Raw genomic sequence first — 12,962 nt, 5'->3', positions numbered from 1 at the left:
ATTTGCCACCGAAACTTCGGTATGATTTCGTGGGTTGTTTCAATCAGGAAATCATAAAAAAAGTAAACAAATGAAAAAAATAATATCTCTTTTACTTCTTATAGTCGTTTTTAGTTCTTGTAACGAATATCAAAAAGCATTAAAAACGGAAGATGTCGCTATTAAATTTGATATGGCGACTAGACTGTATGATGCGGGAAAGTATTCTAAAGCGATTCGTATTTTTGAACAAATTGCTCCTGCATACAGAGGAAAACCTCAAGCTGAAAAATTGTTTTATATGTTTGCTCAGTCTTATTATAAAACTAAGCAATATTACTTGGCAGGATATCAATTTGAAAGTTTTGTTTCCGGATATCCTAAAAGTGAAAAATTACAAGAAGCGGCGTATTTGGGCGCAAAAAGTTACTCAATGTTATCACCAGTTTATAGTTTAGATCAAACGGATACTACAAAAGCATTAGATAAATTACAGTCATTTATTGATAATTATCCAAATTCAGAGTATTTATCTGAGGCAAACAATGCAGTAAAATTACTGAGTGAAAAAATAGAGAAAAAGGTTTTTGAAAATGCGAAAGGGTACAATACAATTTCGGATTATAAATCGGCAATTATAGCCTTAGAAAATTTTGTTTCGGATTATCCAGGAACGCCTTTCAAGGAGGATGCATTGTATTACAAGTTAGATTCAGCCTATCAATTGGCTATTAATAGTATTCCTTCAAAAATGGAAGATCGATTAAATGTAGCAAAGGTAGCACAGTCGAATTTGATAAAATTTAATGCCGAAACTAAATACAAAAAAGTAGCAAACGAAATGTTAGCTAGAATAAATAAAGATTTACAAAAATTTACTAAATAAATAACGCCATGGATTTAAAAAAGACGATTGCTCCAGTAAATACAATTACATACAACAAAAATGTGATTGAAGAACCTACTGGTAATGTGTATGAAGCGATAACCATTATGGCTAAAAGAGCAAACCAAATCAATTCTGAGATTAAAAAAGAATTGACTGAGAAATTAGAAGAATTTGCTACTTACAATGACAGTCTTGAGGAAGTTTTTGAGAACAAAGAACAAATTGAGGTTTCAAAATTTTATGAAAAACTACCTAAGCCACATGCTTTAGCGGTTCAAGAATGGTTGGATGGTAAAATTTACCATAGAGATTCAAATAAATAATAATGCTATGTCAGTTTTAAACGGTAAGAAAATTTTACTAGGAATCTCTGGTGGAATCGCAGCGTATAAAACAGCATCATTAGTACGACTTTTCATAAAAGCAGGTGCACATGTCCAAGTGATAATGACACCTGCTTCTAAGGATTTTATAACTCCGCTAACACTATCTACATTATCCAAAAACCCGGTACATTCCAGTTTTTATAATCAAGATGATGAAAATGAGAAATGGAATAATCATGTAGATTTAGCACTTTGGGCCGATCTAATGGTAATTGCTCCTGCAACGGCAAATACGTTGTCTAAAATGACCAATGGCAGTTGTGACAACCTTTTGATTGCTGCCTATTTGTCTGCTAAATGTCCTGTGTATTTTGCGCCTGCAATGGATCTGGATATGTATAAACATTCCTCAACCGTGGCTAATTTCTCTTCTTTGATGCGATTTGGGAATATAATTATTCCTGCAGAAACAGGCGAATTGGCAAGTGGCTTATCCGGAGAAGGTAGAATGGCCGAGCCTGAGAATATTGTGGCATATATTGAAGCAGATTTAAACAGCAAATTACCACTTAAAGGAAAAAAAATACTAATTACTGCTGGGCCTACTTATGAAGCCATAGATCCTGTTCGTTTTATTGGGAATCACTCTTCGGGGAAAATGGGCTTTGATATAGCTTCAAGCGCTGCTAATCTTGGGGCTACAGTAATTTTAGTTTCAGGGCCCACAAATTGTAAAGTTTTAAATCCATTAATCACTGTTATTCCAGTAGTTTCGGCTGAAGAAATGTACAATGCATGTCATCAGTTTTATGCAGACGTTGATGTTGCTATTGCGGCAGCAGCTGTAGCAGATTATAAACCGAAACATACAGAAGCGCAAAAAATAAAAAAGGCTGCAGCTGAATTTACAATCGAACTTGTGAAGACAAAAGATATTTTAGCTTCTTTAGGGGCTAAAAAAGAAAAACAATTTTTGATTGGTTTTGCATTAGAGACAGAAAATGAAATTGAAAATGCAAAGCTGAAAATTCAGAAAAAAAACTTAGATTTGATTGTTTTAAATTCGTTGCAAGATCCTGGTGCTGGTTTTGGGAAAGCAACTAATAAAGTAACTTTTATTGATAAAAATTTCATTATTGAACCTATGGAATTAAAATCTAAAGAGGCAGTTGCTGATGATATTTTAAATAAAGTGATAATTCATTTTGGGATTCAACACTAGAGAAATGGTTTATTGATCACTTATAGCTGTTGTAAGTGAGACAAAATGAATAAAAAATAGAAATCTACGGATGAATAAAATAATTATTTTTTTGCTGCTTTTTATTTTTGGATTTGCTCAAGCACAACAATTAAATTGTGTGGTAACGGTAGACTCCCAAAGGCTGAGCGTGACAAATCAGCAAGTTTTTAAAACTTTAGAAACAGCCATAAGCGAGTTTGTAAATAAAACCGATTGGACAGGTCAAGTGGTAAAGCAAAGTGAAAAGATCAATTGTTCAATGTATATTACGGTGTCTGCTAACAGTTCAGATCAATTTACGGCTACTATTCAAGTTCAGTCCGCCAGACCGGTTTTTAATTCCTCCTATTCATCGCCGGTGTTAAATTATAATGATAAAGACTTTAATTTTAAGTACACCGAGTTCGAAAATTTAATTTTTAATCCCAGTACGTTTGATTCTAACCTAATATCGGTACTTTCTTTTTACAGTTATGTGATTTTAGGAATGGATGCGGACACTTTTGTCGCTGATTCTGGTACTTCTAATTTTGAAATCGCTCAAAACATTTCAAGTGTAGCTCAGCAAGGCGGTTCAAAGGGATGGAGTCAAGCCGATGGAAATCAAAATCGCTATTTTTTAATAAATGATATTTTATCTCCAACTTTCAAACAAGTCCGACAAACTATGTTCGATTATCATTCTGGATTAGACTTGATGAGCCAGGATTTAAAAGTTTCGAAAGAAAAAATTAAGATATCGTTAATTAATCTGGCAAAATTAAATGCCACCCGACCAAATGCTTTTTTAGCACGTGTGTTTTTCGATACAAAATCGGATGAAATAGTATCTATATTTTCTGGTGGACCTAGTATTACGATATCAGATTTAGTCAATAATTTGAATAAAATTTCTCCTTTGAACTCAAGTAAATGGGTTTCTATACAATATTAACCAGTCTTCAATTTAGCTTTTCCCAAAAAATAATATAGTAAATGATAACATCACTTTCAATAAAAAACTATGCTTTAATAGAAAAATTGACTATCGATTTTTCAAAAGGGTTTTCCACAATAACCGGAGAAACTGGTGCTGGTAAATCAATAATTTTAGGCGCATTAGGGCTGGTATTAGGAAAAAGAGCCGATTTGACTTCATTGAAAAATAAGGAAGAAAAATGTGTAATTGAAGCACATTTTGAAATTTCAAAGTATAATTTGACCTCTTTTTTCGAGTCAAATGATTTAGACTATGAGAATGATACAATAATTAGACGTGAAATTCTGCCTTCGGGTAAGTCTCGAGCTTTTGTAAATGATAGTCCCGTAAATCTTCAAGAATTGCAGGAATTAAGCTTGTTTCTAATTGATATTCATTCCCAGCAGCAAACTCAGGAACTTTCTGATGAAAGTGTACAATTTGATATCATAGATGCTATTGCAAATAACAAGGAAACGATTCTGGAGTATCAATTACTTTTAAAAAGTTATAAAGCAGATAAATCTAAATTGAATGCACTGTTGCAAATACAAAGAGAATCTAAAAAAGAACAGGAATACAATACTTTTTTATTAGATGAATTGATTGTAGCAAAATTAAAGCTCGGTGAACAAGAAGTTCTTGAAGCTGATTTTGACAAGTTAAATAATGTTGAAATTATAAAAGAATCTATCGATAGGTCTTTGGCTATAGCCAATGAAGAACAAATCGGTGTAGTGCATAATTTGAATGAAATTAAGGTTTCACTACAAAAAACAGCATCTTTTTCCACGGAATATCATTCCTTATTAGAAAGAATTACGAGCATAACAATTGAGTTTGATGATATTTTAGGTGAGTTGAATCGTTGTTCCGAAAAACTAGTTAATGATCCAGAGCAATTGGATTTAGTTAGTCAAAAGCTTCAGTTGATTTTTAATTTGCAAAAGAAACATCAGGTTTCATCTGTAGATGAATTATTGAAAATCCAAGTTAATATGGAGAATTCAGTTTTAGAGTTAGGGAATATAGAAGAAGAAATTGAATCGCTCACTGTTTCTGTTGAACAAAAAACAAGTGATTTAGATGCATTTTCGATTAGAATTCATAATTATAGATTGGAATCTATTCCAGTTTTGTCTCAAAAATTAATTGAGATATTAGAAACGTTAGGAATGCCTAATGTGCGATTTAAAATGGATCTTTTAACAACTGAAACGTATTTTAAAAACGGGAAAGATGAGCTTCAGTTTTTATTTTCAGCCAATAAAGGAACGGATTTTGGTTTATTGAAAAAAGTCGCTTCCGGAGGTGAAATGTCTAGAATTATGCTGGCTGTAAAGGCAATATTAGCCCAATATTCAAAATTGCCAACACTGATTTTTGATGAAATAGATACAGGTGTTTCTGGTGAAATTGCTATTAGAATGGGAGAAATTATGAAAGATATGAGTCAGGCAATGCAAATTTTTGCTATAACCCATTTGCCACAAATTGCGGCTAAAGGCAATGCACATTTCAAGGTTTTTAAATCCACTGTTGGTGAGGATACTCAATCTGAACTGAAACTTTTAAATGAGGATGAACGTATAGTTGAAATAGCCCAAATGTTATCCGGAACAGTCGTTTCTGATTCGGCCTTAAATCATGCTAAAGCTTTGTTGAACTAATATTTTAAATTATATTTGTTTCTAATACAATTAACACGAATTTAATTAAATTTTATATTTTAAAATAGAATATGTATTTAAAAAAAACTATCGCAGTAGTAAGTATCATTTATATTTCTCTTATTAATGCTTCTTTTGGGCAAGTTTTAGATTCTAATCAAGCAGTTATTGGAGGTGTCGCCCATAATTATGTGTATTCAGTGAGTGATTATCCGGAGGGTTTCTATAATACTTTGGAAGACTTTATAAATAAAAAGAATACTAAACATAACCCGGTTGAACGAAGAGAAATCATAGGTTTTGAAAAAAAATTGATTCCTAAAAATTCTATTGTTGATCATGTTTTTCTATATACTATTGCAGATGAAACTAAATTGACAGGAGTTTTTGCTGTATCACTGAATGGAAATCTCTACATACAACAAAAATATTTCAGTAAATATGCAATGAAAGGGGATAAGAGTGAAGTAGGGGATAATCCAAATTCATATCATAGGGTGCTACAATCAGGTAAGTTTCTATATTTAGAAGCAGCACTGGCAAATGGTTGGTCAAAGGGAATGGCTTATGGAAGTGGTGGTGCAATTGGAGGTGCAATAGGTTCTTCAATGAATAGATTGAAAGGAATTGTATTTGATATCACTAAAAAGGAATTTAATGTTTTAAAAGACTGTAAAGATTTCAATGAATTTTTATCCAGTTACCAAGTCGACACTATAGAATGTAAAAATAAAAAAATAGACATATTAACGGTAAGAGAAAATATTAGAAAAATTATTAATTAAGATATTTATATTTTTTTGAATTAAAGAATAAACAAGTCCAACAATATAAAACGGAAACAAAAGACAGTTATGATTATTGAACCTAGAATGAGAGGATTTATTTGCACAACATCACACCCAAAAGGTTGTGAGCAAAATGTTAAAAATCAAATCGATTACATCAAATCAAAAGGTCCCATTGATGGTGCTAAAAAAGTAGTAGTAATTGGTGCTTCAACCGGTTTTGGTTTGGCTTCCAGAATTACAAGTGCTTTTGGTTCTGATGCAGCTACAATTGGCGTTTTCTTTGAAAAAGCACCCTCTGAAGGAAAAACGGCTTCACCAGGATGGTATAATTCTGCGGCTTTCGAAACGGAAGCACACAAAGCAGGTTTGTATGCGAAAAGTATTAATGGAGATGCTTTTTCGAATGAAATAAAGCAGCAAACATTAGATTTAATCAAAGCTGATTTAGGGCAAGTTGATTTAATTATCTATAGTTTGGCTTCACCAGTTCGAATGCATCCTACAACAGGAGTATTGCACCGTTCTGTTTTGAAACCTATTGGAAGTACTTTTACGAATAAAACGGTTGATTTTCATTCTGGAAAAGTTTCTGAAATTTCTATTGAACCTTGTAGTGGTGACGACATTGAAAATACCGTTGCTGTGATGGGTGGCGAAGATTGGGCGATGTGGATTGATGCGTTAAAAGCTCAAAATTTATTGGCTCCTGGTGCTACTACTGTAGCTTATTCATATATTGGGCCATCATTGACTGAGGCTGTGTATAGAAAAGGAACTATAGGTCGTGCGAAAGATCATCTTGAAGCAACTGCATTTTCAATCACTGAAAGTTTAGCGGAACTTAAAGGAAAAGCATTTGTATCGGTTAATAAAGCCTTGGTTACTCAAGCAAGTTCGGCCATTCCAGTGATTCCATTGTATATTTCATTGTTGTATAAAATAATGAAGGAGGAAGGAATTCATGAAGGTTGTATTGAGCAAATTCAGCGTTTGTACCAAGAACGATTGTATACCGGAAATGAAGTTCCTGTTGATGAGAAAGGAAGAATTCGTATAGATGATTTAGAAATGCGCTCTGACGTTCAGCAAAAAATAGCTAAACTATGGATTGAAGCTGTAACTGAAAATTTACTAGAAATAGGCGATTTAGAAGGTTATAGAAAAGATTTTCACAATCTATTTGGTTTTGGAGTGGATGGAATTGATTATACTGCTGATACTAATGAAGTAGTTCATATTGAAAGTATAGCGTAAGTAGTTCAATAAATAAAATATTTGTAAACCATCAATTAATAGTTGATGGTTTTTTTATGGATAAAGATTATATTTGTTAAAATTTTATAAGTCTAAAAATACACATCAATACCACATCTGAATTTATGTTTTTTTCACTAATCATACCCGTTTATAATCGTCCGGACGAAGTCGATGAGCTTTTAGAAAGCCTTTCTCATTCAACATATAAAGAAATATTTGAAATTGTATTGGTGGAGGATGGATCTACTCTAGTTTGCAAGGATGTGGCTCAAAAATATGGAGACCGACTTGATATTTCCTATTACTATAAAGAGAATTCAGGACCGGGAGATTCCAGAAATTATGGAATGAAAAAAGCCAGGGGTGACTATTTCATCATATTTGATTCGGATTGTATCATTCCAGCACAGTATTTGACAGAAGTGGATAATGCTTTAAAACAAAACTATGTAGATTGTTTTGGAGGTCCTGACAAGGCTTTAGACAGTTTTTCAGATATTCAAAAAGCAATTAATTTTGCAATGACTTCTTTTTTAACCACAGGTGGAATTAGAGGTGGTTCAGAAAAAATCGATAAATTTCAACCCAGAAGTTTTAATATGGGTTTGTCTCGTAAAGCTTTTGAAGCGTCGAAAGGGTTTGGGAATATTCATCCTGGAGAAGATCCTGATTTATCAATTCGTTTGTGGAATTTGGGTTTTGAAACCAAACTGTTTTCTAATGCTTATGTATATCATAAGAGAAGAATCGATTGGGATAAGTTTTCTCTTCAGGTAAATAAATTTGGTAAAGCAAGACCTATTTTGAACAGTTGGTATCCAAAATATAATAAACTAACTTTTTTCTTTCCATCGGTATTTATAGTTGGATTTTTTACTTCAATTGTATTATTGTTGTTCAACTTTGATTACCTGATTCAGTTGTATTTTAGTTATTTTTTGGTACTGTTTTTAGTATCTTCATATCAGCACAAAAGTATTAAAATAGGTTATTTATCATTAATAGCTGTTTGGAAGCAATTTTATGGATATGGAATAGGTTTTATAAAATCCTATTATAAAGTGATCATCTTGAAACAGTCTCCTAAAGATGCTTTTCCAGAATTATTTTTCAAAATAATATGACAAAAATTATTGGTCTGACAGGCGGTATTGGAAGTGGAAAAACAACAATTGCAAAGTATTTTAAATCTTTTGGGATTCCAATTTATATAGCAGACGATGAAGCAAGGAAAATTATGGAATCTCCGGAAATTATTGATGCCATTATAAGTGCTTTTGGCGAAGCCATTTTTGAAAATGGGATATTGAATAGAGAAAAACTGGCAAAAATTGTATTCAATGACTCAGATAAATTAGAAAAACTTAACAATATTGTTCACCCCGCGGTAAAAAAGCATTTTGAGCAATGGCTTTTAAACCATAAAAATGTCCCTTACATCATTTATGAAGCTGCTATTTTATTTGAAAGCGGTGGTAATAAAAATTGCGATCTTATTATTACTGTCACTGCACCAGTAGAAACAAGAATTCAGCGTGTTATAAAACGTGATAAAACTACACTTGAACTTGTTTTGAAAAAAATAAATGCACAATGGACTGATGAAAAACGCATTTCAAAAAGTGATTTTGTTATCGAAAATATTGCTAAAGAAACTGCAAAACTACATGTAGATCGAATTCTTAAAATTTTAAAGATTAAACAAAAACACACATAGGTGTTAATGTTTGGTTAATCTATTATTTAATATATTGTTAAAATACTAAATTTGTTTCGATGAATAAACTTTTTTTTAAATTACTTGTTTTATTAATGAGCTTATCCTTAATAGGGATAATTTTGGTTCAGGTGTATTGGTTTAACACTTCATTCAAAAATAATGACGAACAGTTTAAATTTCATGTTAAGCAAGTTATTGGTAATGTGGCTGATAAGGTTCAAAAGCAAGAAGCATATAATTTTTATGACAAAATAAATCACTATAAAGACAGCACTGGGAAAGTACCTAAAAAAGATGACATTCTAGAATTTTATTATGTTCAAAAAAATCCAAGAACTAATAAAACAATAATATATTCAAATAGTATAATTTCTGAGGATTATAATATTTCCCCTACGTTCTTTGATAAAAAATTTGATAGTGAGAAATTTAAAAGCTTTAGTTCCAAGCGGGTTACAGAAGTTTATAATAATAATTCTATTGACAAATCTAGTGTTACTCAAAGTTTAATACCAGATGTAAGAATTGAAAAAACTGGTAATTTAGATGTTTTAGACAATGCTTCCTTTGAAATATTTTATAAAGATTTCGCTTCTGTATTACCCATTCAGGAAAGAGTTTCAAAAGAAACATTGAGTAAACTTATAAAAAAAGAACTAGAAGAATCGGGTGTAAACACTAAATTTGAGTTTAGTATATACAGTAACAATTTAGCTACTAAAGTAAAATCGAATGGTTTTAAATACGATAAGGATGCCACCTATTCGATTCCAGTATTTTCAGATAATGAAGGAAATAGTAAATACCAATTATTGGTTACATTTCCGCACAAAAAGAAATTTTTATTATCTGAATTGGTTAGTATAACCGTGCTTTCTATCATTTTTACATTAATTATTTTAATTGCTTATTCAAGTGCTTTGAATCAATTAATACGTCAACGTCAGATATCTGAAATTAAAAATGATTTCATCAATAATATGACACATGAGTTTAAAACTCCCATTGCAACAATTAATTTAGCGCTGGATGCCATTAGAAATCCAAAAATAATTGACGATAAAGAGAAGGTGTTGCGATACCTTCAAATGATTAAAGATGAGAATAAGCGAATGCATGCACAAGTAGAAAATGTATTGCGGATCTCTAAATTAGAAAAGAAAGAATTAAATATCATTAAAGAATCACATAATATTCATGATATTATAAACGATGCAATCGAGCACGTGAATTTAATTTTAGAAGACAGAGAAGGATCAATTGTAAGTCGTTTTAATGCTGTACGAACTACTGTTTTAATTAATGATGTTCATTTTACGAATGTCATTGTGAATATTCTGGAGAATGCTATAAAATATTCTCCAAACGTGCCAGAAATTGAGATTTTTACTGAAAATATCAAAGATATGATCATTATTAAAGTAAAAGATAAAGGACTTGGGATGAGTAAAATAGCTCAGAAAAGAATTTTTGAAAAATTTTACAGAGAGCATACAGGTGACATTCACAATGTGAAAGGGCACGGGTTGGGTTTAGCGTATGTAAAAAGAATTGTTGACGACCATAACGGTCAAGTTTATGTAGAAAGTGAAAAGGGAAAAGGGAGTACCTTCATAATAAAATTACCATTAATAAATTAGAATATGGAAAATGTAAATAAAAAAATACTTTTAGTCGAAGATGATCTTAATTTTGGTGCGGTTTTAAAGGATTATTTAATGCTAAATGATTTTGACGTCACTTTGGCGAAAAATGGAATGGAAGGATTTGAAAAATTCAAAAAAGATACTTTTGATTTATGTATTCTGGATGTTATGATGCCCTATAAAGATGGATATACGTTAGCTAAAGAAATCAGAGAAAAAAATAATGAAGTGCCTATAATCTTCTTGACCGCAAAATCTATGAAAGAAGATGTGTTGAAAGGATATAAAGCTGGTGCTGATGATTACTTGAATAAACCTTTTGATTCTGAAGTATTGTTGATGAAAATCAAAGCAATAATTCAAAGAAAATCATCGGATACTAAAGCAGAACAAGTACAATTTGAATTTAATATCGGTAAATTCCATTTGAATTCAAAACTTCGTTTTTTAACATTTAATAATGAAGAGCCAATAAAATTATCTCCAAAAGAGAATGAATTATTAAAAATGTTGATTCTTCACGAAAATGATTTAATGCCAAGAGAATTAGCTTTGACGAAAATATGGAGGGATGATAATTATTTTACTTCGAGAAGTATGGATGTGTACATTGCTAAGCTTAGAAAGTATTTGAAATTAGATGAAGATGTTGAAATTTTAAACATCCATGGAGAAGGATTTAGATTAGTGGTTAAGAATAAAGTAGCCGAATAAATAAAAAAGATAAGCCTCAAGAAATTGAGGCTTTTTGTTGACAAGAAAGTAAGGATTTATTTCCAGTTCAATTGTAGCGCAAAACTCGTTTTGTCTTCTTTTGTAATACTAAAAACAGTTTTACTCTCCGAAATACTTTCGTGAATGGTGACATTGTCTTTTAGGGATAATTCCTTTAAAAAATTCATTTCAAAACTTTCAATTTTTTGATTTAGAATCAATTTAGAGTCAATCAGATCTAAGCACCATTCCAGATATTTTACATTATTGACATGATTTACAATATCGAGATCGGATAAAAACACTTTTTTTTCAAAAACGATTTCTTTGTCATGATTGAAATTAATTTTAGAGAAACCTTCTTGAGTGGCTCTTTTTTCGGGATATAATTCAAAATGTTTGAACGGCAAAGCCAATCCTTCCGGCCGACGTTTTTTAGTGTTAAAAACAGCCCAAAAAGTCTCAGAACCCACAATTTTCTCTCCGTTTATATGCATTTCTAATGCCCGTACTGAGCGAGAGTTCTCTAAAGAATTAATCCATGTTGTTACGGTTACAGTATCGCCCCATTTAGGCAATTGGGTGATCTCAACGCGCATTCTGCTCAACACCCATGCTTGATCAAATTCTTGCATATCGGTAAAGCTAATGCCCCCAATTTCTGAATGTGCTGCTGCCGTGAGCTGAAGTATGTTGCACAAATCAGTATATTTTAAAAAACCGTTTGGTGCACATTGCGTAAAATTAATTTCCCAATCTTTACTTAGGACAGAAGTGAAATTTGTTGCTATTGGCATTTGAATAATTATGAATTAAGAATAACAAATTTGTGTTTATAGGTGTAAAATCTACTTTTTAAAATTGATATAAGCAACAATTTCATCATACGGAGTTTGAAAATCAAACCATTTGGTATTTTCATTTCTTTTAAACCAAGTCAACTGTCGTTTGGAAAACCGTCTAGTGTTTTTCTTGATTTCTTCAATTGCAAATTCTAATGAAATTTCTCTATCAAAATAGCTAAATAATTCTCTGTAACCCACAGTTTGTAAGGCATTCAGCTCTTTATTAGGGAATAAGGTTTTTGCTTCGGCTAAAAGTCCTTCACTCATCATTATGTCAACACGTTGATTTATCCTATTGTAAATTATTTTCCTATCCGCTTCTAAACCAATTAGAATAGGAGTGAAGTTTCTACTTTTTTGCTTTTGATTTAAAAAAGAGGAATATGCTTGGCCTGATCCAAGACAGACTTCTACAAAACGCATCATTCGTTGTGGATTTTGCAACGTTTGCGGATTTTCGGATAGTAAACTTTTATAATAGTCAGGATCCAAAGTTTCAAGCTTTTGTTGTAAATAACCAATTCCTAGTTTTTCGTAATTTGTGGTTATCTCAGCACGTACTGCTGTGTGTATTTCGGGAAATTCATCAAAACCTTTTAAAATAGCATCAACATACAATCCGGAACCGCCAACAAGAATTGCATAATCATTTGTCAAAAACAATTCATCAAGTTTTGCAATCGCTTCTTTTTCGAAATCCCCAACGGTGTAGTTTTGAAATATAGATTTGTTTTGTATAAAATGATGAGTAGCTACTGCTAATTCGGCTTTGTTTGGTACAGCGGTTCCAATGGTCATTTCTTTGAAAAATTGTCTGCTGTCACAAGAAACAATATCACATTGAAAATAATTCGCTAATACAATACTTAGGGAAGTTTTTCCTATTGCTGTAGGCCCAAGAATGGTTATTAAGTATTTCATGTT

The 12,962-nt window shown here is 31.7% G+C and carries 13 protein-coding genes; 11 read left to right on the top strand and 2 right to left on the bottom strand.

Features of this window, described 5'->3' with window-relative positions; genetic code table 11:
* The first annotated feature begins 70 nt into the window (after positions 1-70).
* From AC0608_RS12105 to AC0608_RS12055, 11 genes are all read left to right on the top strand, one after another.
* Positions 71-865: an outer membrane protein assembly factor BamD gene (locus tag AC0608_RS12105; protein WP_417959663.1), complete on the top strand. Its 795-nt coding sequence runs from the start codon at positions 71-73 to the stop codon at positions 863-865.
* A gap of 8 nt (positions 866-873) precedes the next feature.
* Positions 874-1,191, top strand: coding sequence for a DNA-directed RNA polymerase subunit omega (locus tag AC0608_RS12100; protein WP_417959664.1), 318 nt, complete (start codon positions 874-876; stop codon positions 1,189-1,191).
* 7 nt (positions 1,192-1,198) lie between these two features.
* Positions 1,199-2,416, top strand: a complete 1,218-nt coding sequence (gene coaBC / locus AC0608_RS12095) for a bifunctional phosphopantothenoylcysteine decarboxylase/phosphopantothenate--cysteine ligase CoaBC (RefSeq protein ID WP_478289225.1) — start codon at positions 1,199-1,201, stop codon at positions 2,414-2,416.
* A 70-nt stretch (positions 2,417-2,486) separates the two neighbouring features.
* Complete coding sequence (gene porD, locus AC0608_RS12090; protein ID WP_478289224.1) at positions 2,487-3,371, top strand: type IX secretion system protein PorD; 885 nt, start codon at positions 2,487-2,489, stop codon at positions 3,369-3,371.
* 41 nt (positions 3,372-3,412) lie between these two features.
* Complete coding sequence (recN, locus tag AC0608_RS12085; RefSeq protein ID WP_478289223.1) at positions 3,413-5,065, top strand: DNA repair protein RecN; 1,653 nt, start codon at positions 3,413-3,415, stop codon at positions 5,063-5,065.
* 71 nt (positions 5,066-5,136) lie between these two features.
* Positions 5,137-5,850, top strand: a complete 714-nt coding sequence (locus tag AC0608_RS12080; protein ID WP_478289222.1) for a DUF6563 family protein — start codon at positions 5,137-5,139, stop codon at positions 5,848-5,850.
* Positions 5,851-5,919: 69 nt separating this feature from the next.
* Positions 5,920-7,110 (top strand): enoyl-ACP reductase FabV, encoded by a 1,191-nt coding sequence (gene fabV, locus AC0608_RS12075; RefSeq protein ID WP_417990130.1) that lies wholly within the window; start codon positions 5,920-5,922, stop codon positions 7,108-7,110.
* Positions 7,111-7,235: 125 nt separating this feature from the next.
* Positions 7,236-8,237, top strand: a complete 1,002-nt coding sequence (locus AC0608_RS12070) for a glycosyltransferase family 2 protein (RefSeq protein WP_417990129.1) — start codon at positions 7,236-7,238, stop codon at positions 8,235-8,237.
* Positions 8,234-8,830: a dephospho-CoA kinase gene (gene coaE / locus AC0608_RS12065; protein ID WP_478289221.1), complete on the top strand. Its 597-nt coding sequence runs from the start codon at positions 8,234-8,236 to the stop codon at positions 8,828-8,830. The genes AC0608_RS12070 and coaE overlap by 4 nt, the downstream gene beginning before the upstream one ends.
* A 59-nt stretch (positions 8,831-8,889) precedes the next feature.
* Positions 8,890-10,473: a sensor histidine kinase gene (locus tag AC0608_RS12060; protein ID WP_417959672.1), complete on the top strand. Its 1,584-nt coding sequence runs from the start codon at positions 8,890-8,892 to the stop codon at positions 10,471-10,473.
* A 3-nt stretch (positions 10,474-10,476) separates the two neighbouring features.
* Entirely contained in the window at positions 10,477-11,193 is a 717-nt protein-coding gene (locus AC0608_RS12055) for a response regulator transcription factor (protein ID WP_113634522.1), read from the top strand.
* Between the two features lie 56 nt (positions 11,194-11,249).
* Here the strand turns inward: AC0608_RS12055 and AC0608_RS12050 are convergent, their stop codons facing one another.
* Both AC0608_RS12050 and miaA read right to left on the bottom strand, forming a co-directional pair.
* Positions 11,250-11,990, bottom strand: a complete 741-nt coding sequence (locus AC0608_RS12050) for an acyl-[acyl-carrier-protein] thioesterase (protein ID WP_417990127.1) — start codon at positions 11,988-11,990, stop codon at positions 11,250-11,252.
* A gap of 51 nt (positions 11,991-12,041) precedes the next feature.
* Positions 12,042-12,959: a tRNA (adenosine(37)-N6)-dimethylallyltransferase MiaA gene (gene miaA, locus AC0608_RS12045; protein WP_478289220.1), complete on the bottom strand. Its 918-nt coding sequence runs from the start codon at positions 12,957-12,959 to the stop codon at positions 12,042-12,044.
* Positions 12,960-12,962 lie beyond the last annotated feature (3 nt).

The organism is Flavobacterium sp. GNP008 (genome assembly GCF_056428965.1).
This window is presented reverse-complemented; position numbering and strand designations above follow the sequence as displayed.